Genomic DNA, 26,181 nt, shown 5'->3' with positions numbered 1-26,181 from the left:
CGAAAAGCAGATTAGTTATAGCCCAGCTTTGCCCTATGTCGAAGGCTGCCGGAAAAAATTCAACAACCGCTGCTGACCAGCGGTTATGCCCCTTCACCGTGCACGGTGGCGAGGACTTTACGAGCACCGCCATGATCACGGTGCTCGCCCAGATAAACGCCTTGCCAGGTACCCAACGCCAGCCTGCCTGCCGCAATCGGCAAACTGAGCTGACAGCCAAGCACGCTGGACTTGAAGTGCGCCGGGAGGTCGTCCAGGCCTTCGTCGTTATGCTCATAGCCGTCTGTTCCTTGTGGGATCAGACGATTGAAAAATCGTTCGAAGTCGCGACGTACCGCCGGATCGGCGTTCTCGTTGATGGTCAACGACGCCGAGGTATGCTGCAGCCACAAGTGCAACAGACCGACCCGACACGCCTTGAGTTCAGGCAGGCCGGCGAGTAACTCGTCCGTTACCAGATGAAAGCCCCGGGGCCTCGCCCGCAGGGTAATCAGAGTCTGTTGCCACATACAGTTCTCCGCACGTTCGGGGCGCATTCTAGCGTGCTCTGGGAAAAAACAAAGGCCCTAATATTCCTTCAATCATGTAAGCCTTCGACCGCACAAAAACACCGGACATCGACGACATACAACTTGCAGGTAAAAACCCTTCAGCCGCTAGTTGAATGACTAATTCCAGACAAAAAAATGCCCGGCAAGCCGGGCAAGTTTTCATACGCTTGCTTACAAGTTGTAGCCGCGCTCGTTATGAAGCGCCAGATCGATGCCGACCGCCTCTTCTTCTTCGTTGATGCGCAGGCCCATGACCGCGTCCAGCACCTTGAGAATGATGTAGGTAGCGACTGCGGTGTAGATCACCGTGAAGCCCACGCCTTTGCACTGAATCCAGACTTGTGCAGCGATGTCGGTCACGGTGCCGAAGCCACCCAGGGACGGTGCAGCGAACACACCGGTCAGGATTGCGCCGAGAATGCCGCCGATACCGTGGACGCCAAACGCATCCAGGGAGTCGTCATAGCCGAGCTTGCGTTTCATCGTGGTAGCGCAGAAGAAGCACACCACGCCAGCCGCCAGACCGATCACCAGTGCGCCCATCGGGCCAACGGTGCCAGCAGCCGGAGTGATGGCTACCAGACCGGCGACCACACCCGAAGCAATGCCCAGCGCGCTTGGTTTGCCGTGGGTGACCCACTCGGCGAACATCCAGCCCAGTGCCGCAGCAGCGGTTGCGATCTGGGTCACCAGCATCGCCATACCGGCGGTGCCGTTGGCCGCAGCGGCGGAACCGGCGTTGAAACCGAACCAGCCGACCCACAGCATGGCCGCGCCCATCAGGGTGTAACCGAGGTTGTGCGGAGCCATCGGGGTGGTCGGGAAGCCTTTACGCTTGCCCAGTACCAGGCAGGCGACCAGACCGGCCACACCGGCATTGATGTGCACCACGGTGCCGCCGGCGAAGTCCAGTACGCCCCAGTCCCACATCAGGCCGCCGTTGCCGGACCAGACCATGTGCGCGATCGGTGCATACACCAGGGTGAACCACACACCCATGAAGATCAGCATCGCGGAGAACTTCATCCGCTCGGCGAAGGCACCGACGATCAGCGCCGGGGTGATGATGGCGAAGGTCATCTGGAAGGTGATGAACACCGCTTCAGGGAACAGCGCCGCAGGGCCGGTCAGGCTCGAAGGCGTGACACCGGCCAGGAAGGCCTTGCCCATGCCACCGAAGAACGAGTTGAAGTTGACGACGCCCTGTTCCATGCCCGTGGTGTCGAACGCGATGCTGTAGCCATAAATGACCCACAGGACGCTGATCAGACCGGTAATGGCGAAGCACTGCATCATCACGGAAAGAATGTTTTTGGAACGAACCATGCCGCCGTAGAACAGCGCGAGGCCAGGAATGGTCATGAACAGCACGAGGGCTGTCGAGGTCAGCATCCAGGCGGTGTCGCCGGAGTTGAGGACTGGGGCCGCCACTTCGTCTGCCGCCAAAGCAAGGCTGGGCATTACGATGGACAACAGGGCTCCTAGCCCTGCGAATTTACGCAGAGTCATATTGTTTTCTCCTGGGGCGTTGGGTTTGTAGCGGCTTAGATCGCGTCGGTATCGGTTTCGCCGGTACGGATGCGAATCGCCTGTTCCAGATTGACCACGAAGATCTTGCCGTCACCGATCTTGCCGGTGTTGGCGGCCTTGGTGATGGCCTCGATGACCCGGTCCAGATCCTTGTCGTCGATGGCGACGTCGATCTTCACCTTTGGCAGGAAATCGACCACGTACTCCGCGCCGCGATACAGCTCGGTGTGACCCTTCTGCCGACCGAAGCCTTTGACCTCAGTGACGGTAATGCCCTGCACGCCGATCTCGGACAGCGACTCGCGTACGTCGTCCAGCTTGAACGGCTTGATGATGGCAGTGACTAGCTTCATGAAAACTCTCTCCCGAATTTGGTGGACTTGCCCCAGGAAAACAAACCCGTCTCAAGTCTAAGCGCAGTGCCTGGCTTTGTAACGCATCGTCGGCCCTGACCTGCCCGTCCGACGCCCCTCACGAAACACTCCCCCGCTTCGCTTGGCGCACTGCGTTCGTCACAGTGACTGCATCAGTGCATGGGTCATCAGGGTCTAAGCAGAAAGCTTGCCATCTCCACAAAAACTACTGTTTTCAAGCCTTTACCCGCAGATGACTGCTTCTTCGCCACAACACGCGACGCGATACGCACAACAACGGTGCGACACCGTCCGTCCATATGCGCGAAAAGCGTGCATCCCTTGCCCGCGCAAATGACTATAGATGCTGCGTGATACACTGCCCGCCATTGCTATCAGGACATTTCCCCATGCTCGCGCCCAAAGACTTCCTCGACGCCCTGAGCGGCACCGCCTCCCGCCTCTTCAGCGGTGACACCCCGCTGCCGAAAAGTGAAATCGAAAGCCAGTTCAAAATGTTGCTGCAGAGCGCCTTCAGCAAACTGGATCTGGTCAGCCGGGAAGAATTTGATAGCCAGATGGTTGTATTGGCGCGGACCAGGGCGCGGCTGGAGGCACTGGAAACGAAAGTGGCTGAGATGGAAGCGAAGCTCACTCCACCCACCGAGTAAACACCGCGATCCCTGTGGGAGCTGGCTTGCCAGCGATAGCGCCCTCAAGATCGCCATCGCCAGCAAGCCGGTTCCTACAGCTTGTGCGATGGAGCGGTGGTATCAGCAACATCCTGAGAAAGTTTGTCTTCTCTGCCGCGACGCGAAAACCTCACCCCGCAACTACCCTTGAAAAACCCGCAGGAAGCGGCTCCCCGTCACCTCAAGGAACGACCATGTCCCTCTCCATCGTCCACAGCCGCGCCCAGATTGGCGTGGATGCGCCCGCTGTCACCGTTGAAGTCCACCTGGCCAATGGTTTGCCGTCACTGACCATGGTCGGTCTGCCAGAGGCGGCGGTGAAGGAAAGCAAGGATCGGGTGCGCAGTGCGATCATCAATTCAGGGCTGCAATTTCCGGCGCGACGGATCACGCTGAATCTGGCGCCCGCAGATTTGCCCAAGGATGGCGGGCGGTTCGATCTGGCGATTGCCTTGGGGATTCTGTCAGCCAGCGTGCAGGTGCCGACGCTGACTCTGGATGACGTGGAGTGCCTGGGGGAGTTGGCGCTTTCGGGCGCGATACGTGCCGTGAAGGGCGTATTGCCGGCTGCGCTGGCGGCGCGCAAGGCCGGGCGGGTGCTGATGGTGCCACGGGCGAATGCCGAGGAAGCCTGCCTCGCGTCCGGGCTAAAGGTGATCGCTGTGGATCACTTGCTGCAGGCCGTGGCGCACTTCAACGGGCATACGCCTGTTGAGCCCTTCGTCTCCGATGGGTTGATGCACGCCAGCAAGCCCTACCCCGATTTGAATGAAGTACAAGGTCAGCAAGCCGCCAAACGGGCCTTGCTGATTGCTGCGGCGGGGGCGCATAACCTGTTGTTCAGCGGGCCGCCCGGCACGGGCAAGACGCTGCTGGCGAGTCGTTTGCCGGGCCTGTTGCCGCCCTTGGCCGAAAGCGAGGCACTGGAAGTCGCGGCGATTCAATCGGTCACCAGTTGTGTGCCGCTCAGCCATTGGCCACAGCGCCCCTTTCGACAACCACACCATTCCGCCTCAGGACCGGCACTGGTGGGCGGTGGCTCGAAACCACAACCCGGCGAAATCACCCTGGCCCATCATGGCGTGCTGTTCCTCGATGAACTCCCGGAGTTTGATCGCAAGGTATTGGAGGTGTTGAGAGAGCCACTGGAGTCCGGCCACATCGTGATTTCCCGCGCCAAGGACCGCGTACGCTTCCCGGCGCGCTTTCAACTGGTCGCCGCGATGAATCCCTGCCCCTGTGGATATCTTGGCGAACCGAGTGGCCGTTGTTCCTGTACGCCGGACATGGTTCAGCGCTATCGCAACAAACTGTCGGGGCCACTGCTGGATCGTATTGATCTGCACCTGACGGTTGCTCGCGAAGCCACGGCATTGAATCCTGCGTTAAAACCCGGCGACGACACTGCCACCGCCGCCGAGTCGGTTGCCGATGCACGGGAACGGCAACAAAAGCGCCAAGGCTGTGCCAATGCCTTTCTCGACTTGCCGGGCCTGCGCAGACACTGCAAGTTATCCACAACAGACGAAACCTGGCTGGAGACGGCGTGTGAACGACTGACCTTGTCACTGCGAGCGGCCCATCGACTGCTCAAAGTAGCGCGCACCCTTGCGGACCTTGAACAAGTCGATGAGATCAGACGCGAGCACTTGGCCGAAGCGCTGCAATACCGGCCAACAAGCCAGTAGCTCAAAGTGCTTTGTGACCGGCGAATCCCAGCCCATGCGCATATTGCCGATCCGGTCCTGCAAGACGTTCATGCCGCGAGTCGGCACCACCGAGAGTTTCATCGTGCCGTTATCGTTGTCGACGATGCTGACGCCCTTCGCTCGAGCCTTCCCAAGCCAATTAAATTTGACCTTATGCAACCTCCGCACGCTTACGTTAGTCTCATACGGATTGAACCTCCGGCAGATTGTCTGCGATATCATAATGACATCAATGTCGCACGCTAAATGCAGGAGCAAGTACAGACACATTTGTCTGTCATTTTTGCGCAACGGATCGTATGGAGTTTGAATGCGCGGGGCACTATTACGCAGCGGTAAGAGCGGGTCATTCACTGCCCTCGGCGAAACAGGTCAACCGGTCTACCGGGCAGCCCTGCAATTGCGCGAAGCCATTCGCCGCAAGAACCCCGATTTGGTCGATCATCTGGCCATCCCTCAAAGCGATGAACTCGGCAACCAGATCGATTGGTACAGCGCCCTCGAAGGCGATGTTATTCCCTGGAGCAGCGCGACCGAAGAAGAACGCGCCCCTGCCCGTCGCCAGCTTGAATCGCTGAAAACTGCGCTCGAGGAATTGAGCCAGCGTTTCCTGGTCACTGATTCCGGCGAACCGCAGCAAGGCGACAAAGCCGTGTTCGGCAAGCTGCTCAAGCGCGTCATTCATTTCCCCGACGAAAACTTCGTCTACCTGGTGCAAGGCAAACCCGTGCTCACCTTTTGGGGTTTCGAGCATGCCGGCACCGGCATTGGCGATCCATTGCACTGCCTCTATCAGATTCCGCCCGCGTTCACGCCGCCACCCGCGGTCGAAGCGCCTGTTGTGGCGCCCGTCGTGCCGGTGGTTGCTCGTCCATGGTGGCGCCGCTGGTGGTGGCTGTTGCTGCTGCCGCTCCTGCTGCTGCTTTTGTGGTTGCTGCTCGGCCTGCGCGGTTGCGTGCCGATTCCGTCGGTGGCGGTAGACCTGCTGCCTGAGGGCATCGTGCCGGTGGAAAAACAACTGGAAGATCCGAAACTGCCTGGCAATGTCACGACGTTGAATGGCGTTCCGGTGAATGGCACTGTCGTGGGCTCCACCACAGGAACTGGCACCGCTGTGACCGGAACTCATGGCGTGGAAGCGCCGGCGGTCGAAGGTAGCGAGGCTGACGCAGCACCCACCGGCGTGACCCAAGACCCGGCCAAAGACCCGGCAGCGGACCCTGCCGCCGAATCGCCAGCCACACCACCCGAAAACAAAACCGCGCCGCCGGATATCACATCACCCGAGGCCGAAAAACCTGCGGCCCCAAAAGCCGGCCCTCCCCTGAGCATCCCGCCAGACGCCGCCGACGGTGCCGCCAAGTTCCTCGACGGTCAGTACAACGCAGGCGCCGGGATACAAGACCGCCGGACTGGCAAACCGCTGCGTCTGGAATACCAGCTCAAGGACGGTAAGGGCCAAGTCACCGTACACCAGGCCGACGGTTCCAAATGCAGCGGACCGGTAAGCGCTACCATGAAGGGTGGCAGCCTGGCCATCGACAGCCAGGGCCAGGCCGTTTGCGGCGATGGCAGCACTTACGACATGCCCAAGGTCAACTGCCGCCCAGGGGCCACCACGGTCGCGGACTGCACTGGCGGTTACGGAAAAGAACAATTCCCCATGTCCATGCGGCAAGCGGCCGAAAAAACGGAATAACCCGACATGTTGCCTGAAGTCACTCAATTCGAAGACACCGTCACGCTGGTCAGCGACACCGGCATCCAGTTCATGGATTTCGCCCTGCGCCTGGATCCCCGCAAGGAGCCGGCGGGCGAGTTCGCACCGATGATCAGCGGGCTGATCTGCCGCTTGGCATACAACGAAGAGAAAGACTTCTTTTTCTACGAGCCCGAACCGGAAAAGGTCGAAAAAGCCAAACCTGCGTTCAGCCTCGACATGAAAAGCAGCCTCGAATTGCTCGACGGTATCTGGCTACCGACCCCGTTTTTCCGCTTCATGCCGCCCCATCGCTTCGATGAAGGTCCGACCAACTGGTCGCGCATGCGTCTGGTGAAACTGGCGACACCCGACATCGACGGTAACACCCACCGCCTGACGATGGCCTTCGACAGCCGTGTGATGCCCAAGCGTGACGGCACCGCTTACCTGGCGCCAAATGAAGAAGACATCAGCTCCGGTGTGTCTTTCAAACTGGCGACAAAAGCCAGCGAAACCCGCTGGTTCCTGGCACAGCCGTGGGTCAACGAGTGGCTGCTGGAAGTGTTCAACGAGGGCAATGCCCACCGTTCGCGCGCGGAGTTGGACACCGATATCCGCGCCAGCTATCACCTGGCGCACTACCTTAACTTGCTCAGCCTGTTGAGCACGCCGTCAGCCGCCCAGCAGTCGACGGCCCGGGCGAAAGTTGAAATCCCCGAACTGAAGGTGGTCGCCAACGACAGCAATGGCCTGGTCAAACCGATTCCGGTGGACCTGGTGCTGGACGTCGGCAACTCGCGCACCTGCGGCATCCTGATCGAAAACCACGGTCAGGCCGGCTCCGGGCTGAAGCAGAACTACGTGCTGGAACTGCGCGACCTGATCACTCCCGAACACACCTACAATCTGCCCTTCGAAAGCCGCGTGGAGTTCGCCCAGGCGTACTTCGGCAAGGACCACTGCTCGGTCAAGAGCGGCCGTCACGACGCGTTCCAATGGGCAACGATTGCCCGTGTCGGCAATGAGGCCAGCCGTCTGGCCAGCCGTCGCCGCGGTACCGAAGGCTCCACCGGCCTGTCCAGCCCGAAACGCTATCTGTGGGACGAAAACGCCTATGGCCACGGCTGGCGTTTCAACTGCTCGTACATCAAGACCGACAGCGAGCCGTACGCCACCGCCGCGCCGTTCTCGCACCTGATCAACGAAACCGGCGAGGCGCTGTACAGCCTCGAAGAGGACGATCGTCTGCCGGTGTTCATGCCGCGTTATTCGCGCAGTTCGCTGATGACCTTCATGCTCGCCGAAGTGTTGGCCCAGGCGCTGTCGCAAATCAACAGCCCGGCCCAGCGCTCGCGCCAGGGGCACACCCGCGTGCCGCGCCAGCTCAACAGCATCACCTTGACCGTGCCGCCGGGCATGCCACAGGCCGAGCGCAGCATCCTCAACGAACGCATGCTGCAAGCCATCGGCCTGGTGTGGAAAAGCCTCGGCTGGCATGCCGGTGAGGAAGATCCACACCAGGATCAGGCCGTCAGCCCGCGCACGCCGATCCCGAGCATTCGCGTGGAATGGGACGAAGCCTCCTGCGGCCAGTTGGTGTACCTGTACACCGAGGTCAACGAGAATTTCGCCGGTCACCCGGAAGAGTTTTTTGACACCATCGCCCGACCAGACAAGACCGACCGCCAACGCATCACCCTCGCGACCATCGACATCGGCGGCGGCACCACGGACCTTGTGATCACCGACTATCGCCTCGACCGCGCGAGTAATACCGGCAGCGGCAGCAATGTGCACATCGTGCCCGAGCAGCGCTTTCGCGATGGCTTCAAAGTGGCCGGCGACGACATCCTGCTGGATGTGATTCAGGACTTCGTCCTGCCGAGTTTCGAAAAGGCCTTGCAGAACGCAGGCGTAAAAGCCCCGGATTCGCTGATGTCACGGCTGTGCGGCGACGAATCGGTCAGCGCCCAGGACATGATCCTGCGCCAACAATTGAATCTCCAGGTGTTCGCCCCGCTGGGTCTGGCGCTGCTCAAGGCGTACGAGCATTACGATCCGCAGGTGCCGCAAGAAGTCACCCCGCAAAGCTACCGCCAATTGCTCGGTGACAACGCGATCAGCAAGAGCGTGCTCGACTACGTCAATGCCGCTGTGCGCCGCGATGTCGGCGGTCAGAGTGGTTTTGACCTGTATGCCGCACCGATCAGCTTCGACCTGCAAAAACTCCACGCCGCCTTCCTCAACGACCAGATCAACATCACCAAGATCCTTGGTGCGCTGTGTGAGGTGGCCGCGCAGTACCCCTGCGATGTCTTGCTGCTGACCGGCCGCCCTTCGCGCCTGCCCGGCATCCAGGCGTTCATTCGCAAGGTGTTGCCGCTGCCACCGGGGCGCATTCTGGCGCTGCAAAACTACCGCACCGGCGGCTGGTATCCGTTTCACAAGAACGGCCGGATCGACGACCCGAAAAGCACCGCCTCGGTCGGCGCCATGCTCTGCCTGTTGTGCGCCAACCACAGCGTGCCGAACTTCTACTTCCGTGCTTCGGCACTCAAGCCGTATTCGACGGTCAAGCACATCGGCGTCATCGACCTGAACAACGTGATCAAGGATGCGGACGTGCTGTACCGCGACATCCAGTCCGAAGACTACAAAATCAAGCTGCCGGAAATTGGCGTGGGCGACGCCGCCGACACGCCACAGCTGGAAATGCGCGGCGATCTGCGCCTCGGATTCCGCCAGTTGGCCACCGACCGCTGGGCCGCCTCGCCGCTGTACACCTTGCGGTTCACCAAGGCCGGTCGGGAGAAGTTTTCCCGCGCCATCGGTGAAAACGGCAGCGCGCCGCTGCTCAAGGTGCGGTTCGAGGTCAAACCGGCGGACAAGTACACGCGCAAGCAGGATCTGGTCAGCGACCGCCTCTCGGTTCGCGACATCGAATCCAACAGCAACAACGTCAACTTCAACCCGCGCAGCGACCTCGAGCTGGAACTCAATACCATGCTCGACGCCGGCCTGAGCGAGACCAAGTACTGGCTCGACAGTGGAAGTGTGAAACGCAAATGAACGACCTGACCCCCGATCAAACTCAGCTCTCTGCCAGTTGGGCCGCTGTTTATGAAGGCGCCGGTCAGGCGCTGGACTGGATTGGCCAGACGCGCGGGAATGCGCCGCGCCTGGACAGCGAAGCCGACAACCTGAACATCCGCCTGCACCGCGCCCGCAACCTGGCTCAAAGCCTCGGTCGCGTGGCCTGCACGCCGATGACCATTGGCTTTTTCGGCTTGTCCCAGGCCGGCAAGTCTTACCTGATATCGGCCCTCGCCGCCGGTCAGAACGGCAAACTGGAAACCGAGTTCGGCGACCATCGTCTGGACTTCATCAAACACATCAACCCGGTGGGTGGTGGCAAGGAAGCCACCGGCCTGGTGACGCGATTCAGCCGTCGGGCGAGGGAAAGTCAGGACAAGGACTTCCCGGTAGAACTCACGCTGTTCAAGGAAATCGAGCTGGCGAAGATTCTCGCCAACGCATGGTTCAAGGATTTCGACCTTGAACGAATTTCCTACGAGATCGACGAAGAGCGCATCCAGCGCGCACTCAAACCGTTCGAAGGCCGCGAAACCGGGCCGCTGCAAACGGGCGTCAACACCGACGATCTGGTGTCGCTGTGGGATTACCTGCGCGACAACTTCCGCAACTCGGTGAAAAAGCTGGAGCACCTGTACTGGCCCAAAGCGTTGCAACTGGCGCCACGCCTGAATTTCCAGGAGCGGGCCGAGCTGTTTTCGATTCTCTGGGGTGAGCAACGCGAGTTGACCGGCGTGTACCAGCAACTGGCCGGCGCGCTGCACAAGCTGGGCCTGCCCGAGACGGTGTTCGCACCGCTGAAGGCATTGGTGAGCTTCGACAACGACACCTACAGCCAGCGCGATAGCATCATGAACGTCGACATCCTCGAACGTTTCGGCAGCCCGCTGGACTTGCCGATCGATGTTCGACCGCTGGTAGGCGAACGACTGCAAAACAGTCAGGCGATTCCCGTCGCGCAGCTGGCGGCACTGACCGCCGAAATGACCTTCCCCCTGATCGAAGCGCCGGTGGATGACATCGTCAATCAGGTCGACTTGCTGGACTTCCCCGGTTATCGCGGACGCCAGAAACTGCATGAGATCGCCGATTCCAGCGACCCGCAGTCCACCGCCAAGGACAACTCGGTTTCCCAACTGATCCTGCGCGGCAAGGTCGCCTATCTGTTCGAACGCTACACCGACAACCAGGAAATGAACGCACTGGTGGTTTGCACAGGCACGACCAAGCAAAGCGACGTCAACGACGTGGGCCCGGTGCTGACCCGCTGGATCGAAAAAACCCAGGGCGCCGACTCGGCCGAGCGCAGCAAGCGCGACACCGGCCTGATCTGGGCGTTGACCATGCTCGACCTGCGCATTACCAACTCCCTGAGCCTGACACCCGATCAGTACGACGAGAGCTGGAACGGCATGGTCAAGCTGACCATGCTGGAGCGCTTCGGCAGCCTGAGCTGGATGAACGACTGGGCCGGCACACCGTTCCAGAACACCTATCTGGTGCGCAAACCGCGTATGGATGCGGCGTTCATCGGGCAAGACGCGTCCGGTGCGGAAACCGGCCTCAATGCCATCTATCAGGAACGTGTCGACGCGCTGGGTTCCAGCTTTGCCAGCAACGCCCTGGTGTGCAAACACATCAAGAACCCGGCCAACGCCTGGGCAGAAATGCTGCGCAACGATGACGGTGGCATTAGCCACTTCAGCGGCAGTTTCAAAGGCGTGGCCAATATCGAATTCAAATTGCAGCGCATCCGCGAGCAATTGAGCGAATGCCTCGAAGGCCTGACCACTCACGGCCTGAGCACCTGGTACCACGCTGACGACGACAGCGCCGCAGCCGCCAAGAAAGCCAAGGCGCAAATGATTCTGACAGGCCTGGGTCGTCGTCCGGCGGTGCTCGGTGAGTTGATCGATCAACTCGACATACCGAGCGAAGAGGTGCGCGACCTGTACCTCAGCGGCGTGTACGAAACCGATGACGGGCCGGCCGCGAAAGACGAGCCGATCGCCCCGACACCGAGCCAGAGCCTGTATGGCAACGACGCCGGTTTCGATTTCGATTTCAGTGACGACCTCAGCCACGAAGCACCGGTCAGCAGCAAAACCGGTGCCCCGGCACCCGAGTTGCAAAGCAACGAGCACCGTTTTGCCAAAGCGGCCTTCAAGGCCTGGATCGCACACCTGCGTGAACTAACCACCCGGCAAAGCCTGCTCAACCTGCTGGGGCTGGAAAAAGCCTTGCTGGAGGCGGTGGTCGATGAGTTGATCACCGCCGGCTATCGCCAGGACTTGCCGGGGCAACTGAGCCGCGCCGTCCTCAAGCGCGCACAAAGTGGCGCGCGACGCGATCAACTGGTTGAGCGCCAGGTACTGGAAGTGCAACGTGTGCTGCGCGATTTCGTGTCTTGGTTCGGCTACCTCCAGAAGCCGGTGAGCGAGCGTCCAAACAGCCGCGCCGGAGCCAAGGCGCCGTTGTTTTCGTTCTACACCGACATTGGCCCGGGACAAGTCCCCGTGCTGCCGGCGCAACCGGCGAATCAGGCACAGCGGTATCTGGGCGACTGGCTCTCGGGCCTGGCCTACATCACGCAGGACAATGCCGGCCATGGTGCCGGACGTGAAATCACCCCTGAACAGAACGAACGGCTGGGCCAAGTGCTCACAGCCTTCGCAGCGAGATAAGCAATGCCCATTCGTGTCGACCTGCTCGCGTTAGAGCCCAATCTGCCTGGCCAGGCCCGCCTCACTGTGAAGAAATGGCAGGGTGGCGAGGAACAGCTGGAGTTTTCCCTTCAGCGTAACCAGGACGGTTTTTACCTCCAGGACCATAAGGCCTGGAGCAACAATCCATTCTGGTTCAAGGTCTCGCGTTTCAACCTCACGGCCAACGGCGAAGCCCTGGAAACGCAGATCGGCCCGAATGTGGTCGACCCGCTGCTGGAAGGCGGCGCCAACGCGCAATTCCAGATCGAACTGCGTGAACAGAACCATGGTCATGCCGACAAAGGCGTGGTTCGCCCAGGCATTGGCGTGCTGCCGTCAATGGCCGGCGGCCAGACGCGCTCGACCTATGGCGGGGCTGAACTGACAGCGCCGAGCGTACCGGCGCAGGACATCCCGGAAATCCCGGACATGCCTGAACTGGTCTTGTCCACCGCCGAGCCTGACTTGGAGTTGGAGTCGGTGCTCACCGAGACCGACTACACACCGCCTCCCCCACCGGCGAAGAAAAGCAACAAAGGCCTGATCGGCCTGTTGATTGTGGTGCTGCTGCTGGCAGCGGGCGCCGGATTCTGGTTCTACAAACGCACCCCGGCCCCTGCCGTTGCAGCCACTGCCGCCGCACCCGCCGGCGCCGATGCCCAGGCGTGCACCCTCGACAGCATGAACAGCCTGCCCGAACTGACCTTCGTCCAAACCTGCATCAAGGCAGCACCCGACAGCGCCAAGTTGCTGGAGATCATCAACCAGGCCAAGGCTGGCAAGCACTGCGGCGTCGCCCAGCGCCTGTACGCCAACCGTGCCCAGGCCGGTGACACGTTGATCGCCAACGCCTATGCCCGCGAATACGACCCAAAATACCTGAAGGCCAGCGAGTGCTTCCCGGCTGCGGACAACGCCACCGCCGCCTACTGGTATGAAACCATCCTCACCCAGGACCCGAACAACGCCGAAGCCAAGCAGCGCTTCGAGGAGTTGCAGAAGTGATGCGTTCACCCCTGAGTCGATTCCTGTTGAGCGCTGCCGCCTTGCTCGCGCTGTGCATCAGCCCGCTGTCCCAGGCCGAAGACAAACCGCTGATCCAGGCCGGTAAAAAGACCCTGTTCCAACGCGTGCTGACCACTCCAGGCTGCAAAATCAGCCCGACGGCGGGCGGGGCGGCAGGCGACCCACAACCAGTCTTCAGCCGCTTTTATGTGTACGAGCGCGCCCAGGCGAACAACGCCGAGTGGCTGAAAGTCGGCCCTGACAGCTACGGCAAAACCATTGGCTGGCTGCCCGCCAGCTGTACCACCGACTGGAAGATGCAACTGACGCTGGCCTTCACCAACCCGGCCAACCGCGACCGGCTGCTGTTCTTCAAGGACCGCGCCACCGTCGAAGGCATTCTTGATGCACCGGACCCGGTCAGCAAAGTCGCTCCGTTGCGGGCCGCGTTGAAAAAGGGCCAACAGGCACCAGGCGTACTGGCTGAAGAACCGGAATACTTCGTCGACCTGCAAAAGCAGTTCTACCTGCTGCCGGTGCTCAGTGGCGAAGAAGTCATGACCGAAAGCGGTTTCCGCACGCGCCTGCTCAACGTCGCCTCCGTCAGCAAGCTGGATGACAAGAACGCCAAGGGCGGTGCTGCAACCAGCGCGGCCGGTGGCAAGGAAGCCGAAGACAATAAGGCCAACCAGTTGAAGGAATTCAGTGCGGCCGTGGTATTTGTCATCGACTCGACGATTTCGATGGATCCCTACATCGACCGCACCCGCGAGGCGATCCGCAAGGTTTACCAGAAGATCGAAGCGCAGAATCTCGGCAAGCAGGTCAAGTTCGGCATGGTAGCTTTCCGCTCCAACACCCAGGCGGTGCCGGGGCTGGAATACACCACCAAGATGTACGCCGACCCTACCAAGGTGAAAGACAGCGCCGACTTTTTCGCCAAGATCGCCGACCTCAAACAGGCTACCGTGTCGAGCAGCAGCTTCGATGAAGACTCGTTTGCCGGCGTCATGGAAAGCATCGAAAAGGTCGACTGGAGCCAATTCGGCGCGCGCTACGTGGTGCTGATCACCGACGCTGGCGCCATCGAAGGCGACGACAAACTGTCGAAGACCGGCTTGAGCGCCGCGCAGGTGCGTATCGAAGCTTCCAACCCGGGTGTGGCGATTTACACCCTGCACCTGAAAACCCCGGCCGGAGCCAAGGACCACGCCAAGGCTGAAGCGCAATACAGGAACCTGTCGACTTACCCGGGCACCAATACCTCGCTGTACTACCCGGTGAATGCGGGCGATGTGCAGGAATTCGGGCGCAAGGTTGACGCTCTGGCCGGGGCGATCACGACACAAGTGAAAGCCGCCTACATGGGCGAAGACGCCATCGGCAGCGCGGCGAACGCCAAGCAGGACCCGGCCGAGAAGAAAATGCTCGAAGACGCGGCGCTGATCGGCCACGCCATGCAGCTCGCCTATCTCGGCGAGAAGACCAACAGCAAAGCCCCGCCAGTGTTCAAGGCTTGGATCACAGACCGCGACCTGATCAAGCAGAACATCCCGACCACCGATGTGCGGGTGCTGCTGACCAAGTCGCAGCTCAGCGATTTGAGCGACGTGATGAAAAAAATCCTCGATGCCGCCAACGAAGGCCTGATTTCACCCACGGAAATGTTCGATCGCCTGCGCACAGTGGCGGCGACCATGGGCGCCGATCCCAATCAGCTCAAACAGAACAGCAACGCCAAACTGGCGGACATGGGCGTGCTCGGTGAATACCTCGAAGACCTGCCCTATCAGAGTGAAGTGCTGAACCTGGATGAAGAGACCTGGAAGAGCTGGGACGGTCTGGCGCAAGAGAAATTCATCCGCACGCTGAACACCAAACTGCGGCATTACCAGCGTTACAACGCCGATGTCGACCGTTGGGTGGCTTTAGCCAAGGACAGCGATGCGCGGGACAACGTGTACCCCGTGCCACTCGAAATGATGCCTTAACGAGACGCTGATGCTCGATATCAAGAACCTGCTGGTGCGCCGTGGTGAAGGCGCGCTGGCCCATCACGTACGCCTGCCGCATTTGCAGGTCGGTGCCGGAGAAATCCTCGCCATCACCGGCGAGAGCGGCAGCGGCAAAAGCACATTGCTCGAAGCCATCGGCCTGTTGCTCGCGCCGGTGGAACTCGAGCGCTTTCGGCTGGGCCCGACGCCCGCTCAGGATATCGCGCACCTGCTGGCGACTGACGACCAACCGGCGCTCGCAGCGGTACGTTCACGGCACTTGGGCTTCATTTTGCAGAGCGGCGGCTTGCTGCCGTTCCTGAGTGTGCGCGACAACATCAGCCTGCCGCGACGTTTGCTCGGGATGTCGGCGAAGAGCGAACACATCGACCACGCCGTTGACGTGTTGCGCCTGCAAGGGTTGCTGGATAAACAACCTCAGGCCTTGTCGATCGGCGAACGCCAGCGCGTGGCCTGCGTTCGCGCGATTGCCCATGAACCACTGCTGCTGTTGGCCGACGAGCCGACCGCCGCGCTCGACCCTCACAGCGCCCGGCGTTTGTTCGAGTTGCTCCTTAGCCTGGTGTCGAGCATGGGTTTGAGCGCACTCGTTGTGTCCCATGACTGGGCCTTGCTGAAGGCTTTCGGCTTGCCGCGACTCGGCGCTATCAGCCGCCAGGGAGAGACTTTGTTTGAACCGATGGACTGATCGCTTGCACCTTCTGGGCTCACTGGCGCTGCAAGACCTCTGGCACGACCGCAAGGTCTCGCTGTGCATCGCCGCCTCCCTGGTGGCGGTGATTGCGCCTTTGTTGCTGCTGTTCGGGCTCAAACACGGGGTGGTCAGCCAGTTGCAGGACGAACTGCTGCGCGACCCGCGCAATCTTGAAGTGAAGATGCTCAGCAACGGCAACTACGACACGGCCTGGATCGAGCGTTTGCGCCAGCGACCCGAGACCGGTTTTGCCCTTGGCCAGACCCGCTCGCTCAATACCCAGGCTGACCTGCTGATCGGCATGCAGCGGTTTGTCGAAGGTGCGGAAATCATCGCCACCGAGCCGGGCGACCCACTACTGAACCTGGCGTCACTTAACCCCGTCGGCAATCAAGTGATCCTCAGCGCCAGTGCAGCACAACGCTTGCAGGCCAAGGCCGGCGACAGCGTGCAGCTGCGCGCCTTGCGTCGCCTGGATGGGGTCAATGAACGCGGCGAGATGACGCTGACGGTACTGGCCGTGCTCGACGCTGCCCGCTTCGGTCGCGCGGCCGGGTTTGTCGCCCCGCCGCTGCTGCTGGATCTGGAACGCTTTCGCGACGGTTATCAGGTCATCGGGTTCGGTGTGACCACCGGCAAGCCTCAGGGTAATCTACAACCACTGTATGCCCGCGCCCGCGTCTATGCGCGCGACATCGATCAGGTCGCACCGCTGGAACACTGGCTCAACGAACAACACATCGAAACGTCCAGCCGGCTGGCTGACATCGATAACGTCAAAGCCATCAACCATGTGCTGGGGCTGATTTTCGGCGTGATCGCCATGGCAGCGCTGATCGGTTGCGTGGCGTCGATGGTCGGTGCGTTCCTGGCCAACATCGACCGTAAACGCAAAAGCCTGGCGGTCCTGCGCCTGCTGGGTTTCAAGCGCAGCGCCGTCGGTGGTTTCGTGGTCCTGCAAGCGCTGGTGCTGAGCTTTGCCGGCTACGTTGGCGGACTGGGGTTTTATGCCGTGGGCAGTCATTTGTTCGACTACTTGCTCGGCAGCAGTCGCGCCACCGGTACCTTCGTTTGCCACATCACTGTTTGGCATGGCCTGGCCGCCCTGCTCCTGACCTTTTTGGTCGCTGCATTGGTGGCCATGATTGGCGCCCTGCGAGCGATCAACATCCAACCTGCGGAGAGTCTGCGTGAGCTATAAACGTTTTGGCTTGCTGTTACCCCTGACCCTCGGCTACGTGCTCGACGCCTCGGCGGCAGGCTGGGAAGAGAAGTATTACAACCCCATGCCCGAGACTGGCGACGTCGTGCTGCCGATGCCTTGCGAAGGCTCGATGGTGTTTCGCAAGGTGTTCATTCCGGTCGCCGGACCGCTCGACGACTATCCGATCAATATCGGTCAGGACGGCGCGGAATACGGCTACGTCGAGCAGACCCGTCCGACCTTTATCGCCGGCAGTTTTACCGGGGCCAAAAGCGACAAATCCCGCTACTACCTGATGGCCAAGTACGAGATGAGTCAGTTGCAATACGCCGCGCTGACCGAAGCAACCTGCCCCACCGCCGCCACCAAGATGCGCGTGCCGCAAACGGCGGTGAGCTGGGTGCAAGCCATCGATGCCGCCGACAAGTACAACCTGTGGCTGCGCAAAAACGCCGCTGACAAGGTGCCCAAGGAAGACGGCGCCCAAGGGTTCCTGCGCCTGCCGACTGAAGTCGAATGGGAGTTCGCCGCGCGCGGCGGGCTTGAAGTCAGTGCCGCTGAATTCCGCGACACGCACTACCCGATGCCGGAAGGCATCAACGCCTACGAGTGGTTCGCCGGGGCGCAATCGTCCAACGGCAAAGTACAATTGAGCGGACTGCAAAAGCCCAATCCGCTGGGCCTGCATGACATGCTCGGTAACGTCGACGAAATGATGTTCGAGCCGTTTCGCCTCAATAAACTCGACCGCCAGCACGGTCAGGCCGGCGGCTACGTCGTTCGTGGCGGCAACTACCTGACCGCCCAGGCCGACCTGCGTACGGCATTGCGTCAGGAAGAGCCGTATTACAACGCCGAAGGTCAGGTGAAAAACAAGACCACCGGCTTGCGACTGGTGCTGGTCTCCCCGACCCTCACCTCTCGCGAACGGGTCGCCAGCATCGAAAGCAGCTGGAAGAAACTCGGTACAGGCAGCAAAGAAGCTGAATCCGCCGACAAAGGCACCGTGCAATCCCTGAACAGCCTCGCCTCGGGCGTCGAAGACAAAGCGCTCAAAGAAAAGCTCCAGGCCCTGGAAAACCAGCTGCGCGCCAGCAACCAGCAGCAGGAAGAAACCCGCGACCAGGCGATTCGCGCCAGCCTCAACCTGGGCGCGTTCCTGTGCACCAAGATGCTCGACGATGGTCAATATGTGGACTTCCTGCAAAAGAACTACAAGCTCAATTGCGAAGGCACGGACAAGGACGCCAGTTGCGACATGCGCAAAACCAAGCTCGACGAGCAAAAGGATCGCCTGCACAAACTCAGCCGTTACTACGCCAGCAGCCTGGTGGAATCAGCTACCTTGTACGGCCAGCCACTGCTTGAAACGCAAGTCCCGGTAATGGAAGAAATCATCAGCCGCAACAAACAGCTGCAGGACCTCAAACCTTACTTGCGCACCCACTGGGCCAATCAGAAGGCGTTCCTGCAAAAGCAGAAAATCGATACTCAAGCCTGGCTGAACAGCTGCAAAACCGTCACTCAATAACAATGCGTCAACACCGTTACCCAGGAGTTTTCACCATGTCGCGCAGCCTTTTGACTCGCTTCAAGCTACAGATCGCTTTCGTGGTCGCCGGCAGCCTGTTAATGACCGGTTGTGCCAACACCGGCAGCTCCATGCTCGGCGAAGGCGACGGTGCCGATCCGCGCCTGACCCAGGGTAATGACGCAGAATTCTTCAGCAAGTCCGGATACCAGGCCTGCGCCGTCGGCGCCGGTGTCGCCATCCTCGCTTGCGCACTGTCCAACAGCAACAACAAAACCGTGTGCGTCGTCGCCGCCGGTATTACCGCGTGCGGCGTGGCCATGGGCGCGAACTATTACCTGGATCAACGTCGTGCCGAATACGCCGACACCACCACTCGTTTGGCGAAGATGAACCGCGACGTCGAACAAGACACGCAAAAGGTGATCGCCCGTACCGCGACCGCTCAGCAAGTGATCAATGACGACCAGGCGCAAATCGCCCAGATCAAAAAGGACATCGCCAGAAAGAGAGTCGACCATTCCAAGGCTCAGGCGCAAATCGCCGGGATCGATTCGGACATCGCGCGCCTGCGTAAAGACCTGGCCAACATGCGTACCAAAGTCACCGAGTACAGCAAAGTGGCAGACGCCGAGCGCTCACAAGCCACCAGCGCCGAGATCAGGCAGGTGGACATGAACATTCAGAAAATGAACCAGAAAGTCGTCACCCTCCAGAAGGAAGTCGACGCTCTGTACAGCCAACGCTCCGCAATCACTCTGGGTTAAAGACATGACGCTACAACAACTGGTGATCATCACTGCCGTCCTGGTCCTGAGCGGTTGCGCGACCACGCCTGGCGAGTGCGATGCAACCAATCGCGACAGCAGCATGCTGACCAAGATGAACTGCGACTACTCCGGCGGTTACAGCGAACAGGTCAAACAGAAGGAACTGGCCCTGAGCGAGTCCCGCCAGCAAAACGCAATGTTCCATCAGGTGTACCAGAACATTCAGGCCCAGCAACTCAGCACCAAGACCGATCTGGCCAGCCAGCAGAAATCCCAGAACGCGCTGAATCAGTCGCTGACGCAACTGCTGGCCTCGCTCAAGGCCCGGCGTGGCAATGAAGCCCACGTGCAGAAGCAGATTGCCGACCTCGAGAAGCAGCTCAAGGCTTCGCAAGCAGCGCCAATGACCCAATCAACGCCAGCAACTCTGGCGGCCAAGCAGCAAGAGCTCAAGACGCTGCAGAAGAAGGTCAATCAGCTGCAATTCAGCCTCGGCTACGAAGAGTAACTTTTTACCCCGCAGGGCATCCCGACGGATGCCTGCACTTTTTCAGGAATCGTCGTCATGCAGCGGGTCATCAGGGATGCGCAAGCCACATCGGAGGGGATGAGTGCGCTGCAAGCCAAAGTCGCCCTTATCCAGAAACACTTTCCGCCGACCGTCGCCAGTCTGTTTGCGATCCCGAGGATGGGCAGCGGTGACGTACTGGAATGGTGGACCGAACTGGGTGGCCAACCCACGCCCTATGCCGACCTCAACGAGGACGCGCAACGACGTTTGCTGGAAACCTATGAAGTGCGCCAGACGTCCCTTGGACAGCTGGCGGACGAACTGCAAAAACGCGGTCAACCGACGGAAGCGGATGACCTGCGCAGCCTGCTCGGCGCGCCTGAGCTGGACAAACTCTACAGCCTCAACGGTGAGCCTTTGGTGGTGCGCTGGAACCTGCGCCCGCCCAAACCGATCGTGCCGCCGGTGATTCTGGTGGCGCCGATCGTGCCGCCATCGCGTCGTGGCTGGTGGATCGCAGCGGCCTTGCTCGCGCTGCTGTTGTTGCTTCTGGCGCTCTGGCTCTGGTGGTTCCTGCACCGTGAGCCGGTTGTCGTGGTTCCGCCGGTCGCGCCTGCGGCGCCGGTGGTGACGCCGGCTGAGAAACCAGTTGAGAAACCGGTTGAGCCGGTCCCCGAGCCTGTCGTGGAACCTGAACCGAAACCTGCTCCGGTACCTGAACCCGCGCCAGAACCGGTACCGGAACCCAAGCCGGTACCGCCACCCAAACCGGCACCGGAACCCAAGCCGGTTCCACCACCAAAACCGGTAGTGGCTGCCCCGCCACCTCCACCTCCACCGCCACCGCCACCGCCACCGGCCCCGACGCTGGACAACTTCGCCTGCCGTAAAAATGCGCCGCCCGCAGAGGTCCCGCAATTCGTGGTGGTGCTCGACACCTCAGGTTCGATGAACTTGAACATCAAGTCAGTGAAAGCCGACGAGGACTGGTACTTCGGTGGTAATGACCTCAACAAGCTCCTGGACCCGGACCGCACCATGCGGCTCACCGCCAAACCCAGCCGCATGGACGTCGCCAAGGACTCGCTGGCCGGCATGATCAACGGGCTGGACCCGAAAATCGATACACGCCTGATCACCTTCGCCGGCTGTGAAAGAACACCGGACCGGGGTGTGTTCAGGTTCGGCGACCGCCCGCGGCTGATCAACGGGATTCGAGGTCTGGCTCCCGACGACGGCACACCTCTGGCCGACAGCCTGGCTCACGCGGCGAGTACCGTCGACGGGCGCAATAACGATGCGGTTATCGTGATGTTTGTCGACGGAGAAGACGGTTGCGGGCAGGACGTTTGCGCAGTATCCCGTCGAATCGCCAGGGAACAACCGCGCCTGCGGGTCAACGTAGTGAAAATCGGTGCTGGCGGCCCTTCACGCTGCATCGCCGAAAACACCGGTGGCCGGGTTTACAACAGCACCAATGCGGCTGAACTGGCGAACCAATTGAAACAGGCGAGCAAGGAAGTCTCCAGCAATACCAAGTGCAATTAGCTTGGCGACTGCTCCGCAATTGAGGTGAGCCCATCGCGGGCAAGCCACGCTCCCACAGGGTTTGTGTCATTCACAAAAAGGGCGGAACGACACTTAACCTGTGGGAGCGTGGCTTGCCAACGATGATTCAGCTCAGGTGCTCGACCGCCGGTAACTCCATCGCCCGTACCTCTCCCAAGAGGAAATCGCTGAGCCGGCGCAAACGTTCACCTCCGGGACGGGTTTTCGGCCAGACCAGGTAATAATTCTCACCGCTGGCGACGGCTGTCGGCCACGGCAAACTCAGACGTCCCTGCGCGACATCCTCTGCCACCATCAGCAAATCGCCCATGGACACCCCGTAGCCACGGGCGGCTGCAATCATGCCCAGCTCCAGCGTGTCGAACACCTGCCCTCCCTTGAGCGAGACCTGATCGGTCAGGCCCATGCGCTCTAGCCAGTTGCGCCAGTCACGGCGGTCCGGCGTCGGGTGCAGCAACTCGGTACTGGCCAGGCGCGCGACGCCCCATGGTTGGTCCTTCAGAAGATTCGGCGCACCCACCGGGATCAGCTCTTCGGGGAACAGGAAAGTTGCCTCCCAATCCGGTGGAAAATGCCCATTGCTGAGGATGACGGCACAGTCGAAAGGTTCGTGGTTGAAGTCCACGGTATCAATGTCCATCCAGGCGCTGGTCAATTGCACCTCGTTCCCCGGTCGCAAGTGCCGAAACCGACTGAGCCGCGCCAACAACCAGCGCATAGTCAGGGTCGACGGAGCTTTCATGCGCAGGATGTCGTCTTCGGCGCGCAAGCTATTGCAGGCCCGCTCCAGGGCGGTGAAGCCTTCGCGAATGCCCGGCAGGATCAGCCGCGCCGATTCGGTTAATTGCAAGTTGCGTCCGCTGCGATGAAACAGCCGACAGGCAAAATGCTCCTCGAGCGTACGAATATGCCGACTGACCGCACTTTGGGTAATCGACAGTTCTTCGCCCGCACGGGTAAACGAACTGTGCCGAGCCGCGGCTTCGAATGCGCGCAGGGCATACAAGGGAGGAAGACGACGGGACATCGGGAAAGCTCCTGCAGCGGGGTTCGGCGCACTGGCAGAAACTTTACCAGCATGAGTTTGACTCATGCCATCCATCCTTTTTATCCCTTTGTGCAAACCCCGCAGAGCGCCGAGAATCGACGTTTTCCTGTTCACTTCGAGAATCGGGCGTGATGACCATGCAGCATCCAGCACGTATAGAACTCCGGGCCATCCTGCGGCTGGCGGGGCCGTTGATTGCCTCGCAGTTGGCGCACATGCTGATGGTCCTCACCGATACGTTGATGATGGCGCGCCTGAGCCCGGAAGCGCTCGCGGGCGGCAGCCTGGGTGCAGCGAGTTACTCGTTCGTGGCGTTTTTCTGTATCGGCGTCATCGCTGCGGTCGGCACGCTTGTGTCCATCCGTCAGGGTGCGGGTGATACCGCCGGCGCCGCACGGCTGACCCAGGCCGGCTTGTGGCTGGCCTGGCTGATGGCGCTCGTAGCGGGCGTGCTGTTATGGAACCTGAAACCGGTGCTGCTGTTGTTCGGCCAGACCGAAAGCAACGTCCAGTCGGCCGGCCAGTTTCTGATTTTTCTGCCGTTCGCCCTGCCCGGCTACCTGAGCTTCATGGCCCTGCGCGGGTTCACCAGCGCCATCGGCCGGGCAACGCCGGTGATGGTCATCAGCCTGGCCGGTACGGTGGCCAACTTCCTGCTCAACTATGCATTGATCACCGGGATGTTCGGTTTGCCGAAACTGGGGCTGATGGGTATTGGCCTGGTCACGGCAATTGTCGCCAACCTGATGGCCGTGGCGCTGGCACTGCACATTGGCCGGCATCCGGCTTACGACGCCTACCCGCTGCGTCAAGGCCTGTCGCGACTCAACCGCCAGTATCTGAAAGAACTGTGGCGCCTGGGGCTGCCGATTGGGGGTACCTATGCCGTGGAGGTCGGCTTGTTTGCCTTCGCCGCGCTGTGCATGGGCACCATGGGCAGTACGCAATTGGGCGCGCACCAGATAGCCCTGCAAATCGTTTCGGTGGCGTTCATGGTACCGGCGGGGCTTTCCTACGCGATCACCATGCGCATCGGCCAGCATTACGGCGCCGGGCAATTGCTCGACGCACGCTTGGCCGGCCGGGTCGGTCTCGCCTTTGGTGCAGCGGCGATGTTGTGTTTCGCCATGGTTTTCTGGCTGCTGCCGAACCAGTTGGTAGGTCTGTTTCTCGATCAGAACGATCCGGCGTTCCGCGACGTCATCAACCTCGCTGTGAGCCTGCTGGCAGTGGCTGCATGGTTCGAACTGTTCGACGGTACGCAAACCATCGCCATGGGCTGCATCCGCGGCCTCAAGGACGCCCGGACCACTTTCCTGGTCGGACTGGGTTGCTACTGGCTGATCGGCGCGCCGGCGGCGTGGTGGATGGCGTTCCACCTGCATTGGGGGCCGACAGGCGTCTGGTGGGGATTGGCGCTGGGTCTTGCGTTCGCGGCGGTGAGCCTGACGCTGGCGTTTGAGTGGAAGATGAAGCGGATGATTCGCCGGGAGTCGGTACATCCGCACTTCGAGGCCATTCGAAGCGAATAAGATGCCCTTGTGGGAGCAAATACTGTGGCGAGCTCGGCTGCGCAGCAGTCGTAAAATTGGGGCCGCTGTGCAGCCCAATGGGGGCAAGCCCCCTCGCCACAAAGCTCATCCCCACATTTGATGGCGACTAAATCACGAACTCCAAAGCCGGCTGCTGATTGCTGCCGAATGTCAGATACTCCACCAATTCCGCCAACGGCAACGGCTTGCTGATCAGATAACCCTGCACCTGATCACAGTCAAAGCCGCGTAACAATTCCAGCTGCTCCGGCGTCTCTACACCTTCGGCGACCACCTCGAGGTTGAGGTTGTGCGCCAGATTGATCATCGCGTGCACCAGTTTGCGGTTCTCTTCTCGCTGCTCCATGCCGCCGACAAAGCTCTTGTCGATCTTCAGCAAAGTGATCGGCAGGCTGTTGAGGTGCACGAATGACGAGAATCCGGTACCAAAGTCGTCGAGGGAGAAGCGCACACCCAGGCGCCCGAGGGCGTCCATCGTCTGCTTGACCAGATCGCTGCGGCGCATGACCGCGGTTTCGGTCAGTTCGAACTCCAGCCACTGCGCCTCCACACCGCGCTCGGCAATAAGGCGGCTGAGGGTCGATAGCAACTGGCTGTCCTGAAATTGCCGGAACGACAGATTGATCGCCATGTGCAAAGCCGGCAAACCGCGCTCGCGCAAGGCCTGCATATCGCGCAGGGCACGGGAAATAACCCAGTAACCCAGCGGTACGATCAAGCCGCTCTGCTCGGCCAGCGGCACGAATTCGCTCGGTGGCAGCAAGCCCCGCTCGGCATGGCGCCAGCGCACCAGCGCTTCGAGGCCGACGATCTGCCCGTCCTCGAGGTTCAACCGTGGCTGGTAATGCAATTCCAGCTCGTCGCGGCGCAACGCCCGGCGCAGTTCGGTTTCGAGGTCGGCGATGCTGCGGGCATTGCGGTTGATGCGTTCGTTGAAAATATGAAAGGTGCAGCCCTGAGTGCTCTTGGCCTGTTGCATGGCAATGTGCGCATGCCACATCAACGGGTCCGCGCCAGCCTGGGCCCGGGCATAGGCAATGCCCAGGCTGGAGCCGATCAACAGGCTTTCGCCGTCGACCCAATACGGCTCGGCCAACGCTTCGCTGATGCGTTCGGCGATCCATTCGGCGCGCTGGGGAGCACGGCGAGTGTCGATCAGCAGGGCGAATTCGTCACTGCCCAACCGCGCCAGCTGATCGCCAGCCTCCAGCTGACTTTTAAGCCGCGCGACCACTTGCAGGATCAGGCGATCACCGGCCTGGTGGCCGAGGGCATCGTTGGCGTGACGGAAATTGTCGAGGTCAAGGTGACCGAGGGCCAGGCCACGACCGTCGCTTTCCGCCAGTCGCGCCGTGAGCAAAGTCTGGAATCCCTGACGGTTGGCGATACCGGTCAACGGGTCTTGTTCGGCCAGGCGTTGCAGGGTGGTTTCCAGCACGCCCCGCTCACGCACATGGCGCAGGCAACGGCGCAACATGCCAGGATCCAGATGGTCGCGTACCAGCCAGTCACTTACACCATCAGGCGGGTTCGGCGGCTCGTGATCGAGCAGCAATACCACTGGCAGACTGCAACGGCCTGGTGCCGGTTGAAGTTGCGGGATGGTCAATAACACCGCGTTGCGGTTGTCATCGAACAGACTGCTGACCGATTCCCAGCTCGGCGCGCTGATAAGCACCGCCGAGCTCCCCATCGGAGCCAGACACTCGCGCAACAACGCTGCCCACGCTGGCTCTTCGGCCAGTAACAGCAAACGCAAGGGTTCGACAGGCGTAGACAAGCTAGCTCCCTAGACTCTGCAATGATGTAGGCGGCAGGCATTATGCCGCGCCCATAACCAATGACCAATGGCATCAGTTATCAAAAGTCAGGTCTTTTTATTTTGAGTCACGAGACACTCGCCGTGATTTCGTTGCGCATCCTGCGTGAAAGTATCAAAACCGGCA

General features: G+C 60.8%; 19 protein-coding genes and 1 pseudogene. 14 read left to right on the top strand and 6 right to left on the bottom strand.

Features of this window, described 5'->3' with window-relative positions:
• Positions 1–83: 83 nt before the first annotated feature.
• The 3 genes from KW839_RS04665 to glnK all read right to left on the bottom strand — a co-directional run bounded on the left by KW839_RS04665 (position 84) and on the right by glnK (position 2,434).
• Positions 84–509, bottom strand: a complete 426-nt coding sequence (locus KW839_RS04665; RefSeq protein WP_060542537.1) for a secondary thiamine-phosphate synthase enzyme YjbQ — start codon at positions 507–509, stop codon at positions 84–86.
• Between the two features lie 213 nt (positions 510–722).
• The gene (locus KW839_RS04660) at positions 723–2,060 is read right to left on the bottom strand and encodes an ammonium transporter (protein ID WP_060542538.1); all 1,338 of its coding nucleotides are present in this window, start codon (positions 2,058–2,060) and stop codon (positions 723–725) included.
• 35 nt (positions 2,061–2,095) lie between these two features.
• Positions 2,096–2,434, bottom strand: coding sequence for a P-II family nitrogen regulator (gene glnK / locus KW839_RS04655; RefSeq protein WP_002555808.1), 339 nt, complete (start codon positions 2,432–2,434; stop codon positions 2,096–2,098).
• A gap of 410 nt (positions 2,435–2,844) precedes the next feature.
• Here glnK and KW839_RS04650 point away from each other — a divergent pair, with 410 nt between their 5' ends.
• A complete protein-coding gene (locus KW839_RS04650) occupies positions 2,845–3,105 on the top strand; it encodes an accessory factor UbiK family protein (RefSeq protein ID WP_060542539.1) in 261 nt (86 codons plus the stop codon).
• Between the two features lie 215 nt (positions 3,106–3,320).
• Positions 3,321–4,814, top strand: coding sequence for a YifB family Mg chelatase-like AAA ATPase (locus KW839_RS04645; RefSeq protein ID WP_060542540.1), 1,494 nt, complete (start codon positions 3,321–3,323; stop codon positions 4,812–4,814).
• A gap of 15 nt (positions 4,815–4,829) precedes the next feature.
• Here KW839_RS04645 and KW839_RS04640 read toward each other — a convergent pair.
• A pseudogene (locus KW839_RS04640) lies at positions 4,830–5,012 on the bottom strand (DUF4432 domain-containing protein); the annotation flags it as partial.
• A gap of 133 nt (positions 5,013–5,145) precedes the next feature.
• Here KW839_RS04640 and KW839_RS04635 point away from each other — a divergent pair.
• Genes KW839_RS04635 through KW839_RS04585 form a run of 11 tightly spaced genes read left to right on the top strand, consistent with a single transcriptional unit; the run spans position 5,146 to position 21,613 of the window.
• Positions 5,146–6,534, top strand: a complete 1,389-nt coding sequence (locus KW839_RS04635) for an SrfA family protein (RefSeq protein WP_218423582.1) — start codon at positions 5,146–5,148, stop codon at positions 6,532–6,534.
• Between the two features lie 6 nt (positions 6,535–6,540).
• Complete coding sequence (locus tag KW839_RS04630; RefSeq protein ID WP_218423581.1) at positions 6,541–9,606, top strand: virulence factor SrfB; 3,066 nt, start codon at positions 6,541–6,543, stop codon at positions 9,604–9,606.
• Positions 9,603–12,314, top strand: a complete 2,712-nt coding sequence (locus KW839_RS04625) for a putative virulence factor (protein WP_218423580.1) — start codon at positions 9,603–9,605, stop codon at positions 12,312–12,314. The genes KW839_RS04630 and KW839_RS04625 overlap by 4 nt, the downstream gene beginning before the upstream one ends.
• A gap of 3 nt (positions 12,315–12,317) precedes the next feature.
• Positions 12,318–13,340, top strand: coding sequence for a hypothetical protein (locus KW839_RS04620; RefSeq protein WP_218423577.1), 1,023 nt, complete (start codon positions 12,318–12,320; stop codon positions 13,338–13,340).
• Positions 13,340–15,331 (top strand): vWA domain-containing protein, encoded by a 1,992-nt coding sequence (locus tag KW839_RS04615; protein ID WP_218423575.1) that lies wholly within the window; start codon positions 13,340–13,342, stop codon positions 15,329–15,331. Before KW839_RS04620 ends, KW839_RS04615 begins: the two co-directional genes overlap by 1 nt.
• 10 nt (positions 15,332–15,341) lie before the next feature.
• Positions 15,342–16,043: an ABC transporter ATP-binding protein gene (locus KW839_RS04610; RefSeq protein WP_060542547.1), complete on the top strand. Its 702-nt coding sequence runs from the start codon at positions 15,342–15,344 to the stop codon at positions 16,041–16,043.
• Positions 16,027–17,250 carry an ABC transporter permease gene (locus tag KW839_RS04605; protein WP_060542548.1) on the top strand — a complete coding sequence of 408 codons (1,224 nt, stop codon included), beginning with the start codon at positions 16,027–16,029 and terminating at the stop codon, positions 17,248–17,250. The genes KW839_RS04610 and KW839_RS04605 overlap by 17 nt, the downstream gene beginning before the upstream one ends.
• Positions 17,240–18,784, top strand: coding sequence for an SUMF1/EgtB/PvdO family nonheme iron enzyme (locus tag KW839_RS04600; protein WP_218423573.1), 1,545 nt, complete (start codon positions 17,240–17,242; stop codon positions 18,782–18,784). Before KW839_RS04605 ends, KW839_RS04600 begins: the two co-directional genes overlap by 11 nt.
• A 35-nt stretch (positions 18,785–18,819) precedes the next feature.
• On the top strand, positions 18,820–19,551 hold the full coding sequence (locus KW839_RS04595; protein WP_060542550.1) for a hypothetical protein: 732 nt from the start codon (positions 18,820–18,822) through the stop codon (positions 19,549–19,551).
• Positions 19,552–19,555: 4 nt separating this feature from the next.
• Positions 19,556–20,062, top strand: a complete 507-nt coding sequence (locus KW839_RS04590) for a hypothetical protein (protein WP_060542551.1) — start codon at positions 19,556–19,558, stop codon at positions 20,060–20,062.
• Between the two features lie 57 nt (positions 20,063–20,119).
• Positions 20,120–21,613: a VWA domain-containing protein gene (locus KW839_RS04585; RefSeq protein WP_218423571.1), complete on the top strand. Its 1,494-nt coding sequence runs from the start codon at positions 20,120–20,122 to the stop codon at positions 21,611–21,613.
• 127 nt (positions 21,614–21,740) lie between these two features.
• Here KW839_RS04585 and KW839_RS04580 read toward each other — a convergent pair whose 3' ends face one another.
• Positions 21,741–22,661 carry a LysR substrate-binding domain-containing protein gene (locus tag KW839_RS04580; RefSeq protein ID WP_060542553.1) on the bottom strand — a complete coding sequence of 307 codons (921 nt, stop codon included), beginning with the start codon at positions 22,659–22,661 and terminating at the stop codon, positions 21,741–21,743.
• A 158-nt stretch (positions 22,662–22,819) separates the two neighbouring features.
• Here KW839_RS04580 and KW839_RS04575 point away from each other — a divergent pair, with 158 nt between their 5' ends.
• Positions 22,820–24,214: a NorM family multidrug efflux MATE transporter gene (locus KW839_RS04575; RefSeq protein ID WP_060542931.1), complete on the top strand. Its 1,395-nt coding sequence runs from the start codon at positions 22,820–22,822 to the stop codon at positions 24,212–24,214.
• Between the two features lie 127 nt (positions 24,215–24,341).
• Here KW839_RS04575 and KW839_RS04570 read toward each other — a convergent pair whose 3' ends face one another.
• Entirely contained in the window at positions 24,342–26,015 is a 1,674-nt protein-coding gene (locus KW839_RS04570; protein WP_218423570.1) for a bifunctional diguanylate cyclase/phosphodiesterase, read from the bottom strand.
• Positions 26,016–26,181: the final 166 nt, after the last annotated feature.

The organism is Pseudomonas sp. PDM31 (assembly GCF_019218965.1).
GTDB lineage: Bacteria > Pseudomonadota > Gammaproteobacteria > Pseudomonadales > Pseudomonadaceae > Aquipseudomonas.
This window is presented reverse-complemented; position numbering and strand designations above follow the sequence as displayed.

Coding starts and splice junctions, on each gene's coding strand:
- KW839_RS04665 (WP_060542537.1), bottom strand. CDS start 509: ATGTGGCAACAGACTCTGATTACCCTGCGGGCGAGGCCCCGGGGCTTT.
- KW839_RS04660 (WP_060542538.1), bottom strand. CDS start 2,060: ATGACTCTGCGTAAATTCGCAGGGCTAGGAGCCCTGTTGTCCATCGTA.
- glnK (WP_002555808.1), bottom strand. CDS start 2,434: ATGAAGCTAGTCACTGCCATCATCAAGCCGTTCAAGCTGGACGACGTA.
- KW839_RS04650 (WP_060542539.1), top strand. CDS start 2,845: ATGCTCGCGCCCAAAGACTTCCTCGACGCCCTGAGCGGCACCGCCTCC.
- KW839_RS04645 (WP_060542540.1), top strand. CDS start 3,321: ATGTCCCTCTCCATCGTCCACAGCCGCGCCCAGATTGGCGTGGATGCG.
- KW839_RS04635 (WP_218423582.1), top strand. CDS start 5,146: ATGCGCGGGGCACTATTACGCAGCGGTAAGAGCGGGTCATTCACTGCC.
- KW839_RS04630 (WP_218423581.1), top strand. CDS start 6,541: ATGTTGCCTGAAGTCACTCAATTCGAAGACACCGTCACGCTGGTCAGC.
- KW839_RS04625 (WP_218423580.1), top strand. CDS start 9,603: ATGAACGACCTGACCCCCGATCAAACTCAGCTCTCTGCCAGTTGGGCC.
- KW839_RS04620 (WP_218423577.1), top strand. CDS start 12,318: ATGCCCATTCGTGTCGACCTGCTCGCGTTAGAGCCCAATCTGCCTGGC.
- KW839_RS04615 (WP_218423575.1), top strand. CDS start 13,340: ATGCGTTCACCCCTGAGTCGATTCCTGTTGAGCGCTGCCGCCTTGCTC.
- KW839_RS04610 (WP_060542547.1), top strand. CDS start 15,342: ATGCTCGATATCAAGAACCTGCTGGTGCGCCGTGGTGAAGGCGCGCTG.
- KW839_RS04595 (WP_060542550.1), top strand. CDS start 18,820: ATGTCGCGCAGCCTTTTGACTCGCTTCAAGCTACAGATCGCTTTCGTG.
- KW839_RS04590 (WP_060542551.1), top strand. CDS start 19,556: ATGACGCTACAACAACTGGTGATCATCACTGCCGTCCTGGTCCTGAGC.
- KW839_RS04585 (WP_218423571.1), top strand. CDS start 20,120: ATGCAGCGGGTCATCAGGGATGCGCAAGCCACATCGGAGGGGATGAGT.
- KW839_RS04580 (WP_060542553.1), bottom strand. CDS start 22,661: ATGTCCCGTCGTCTTCCTCCCTTGTATGCCCTGCGCGCATTCGAAGCC.
- KW839_RS04575 (WP_060542931.1), top strand. CDS start 22,820: ATGCAGCATCCAGCACGTATAGAACTCCGGGCCATCCTGCGGCTGGCG.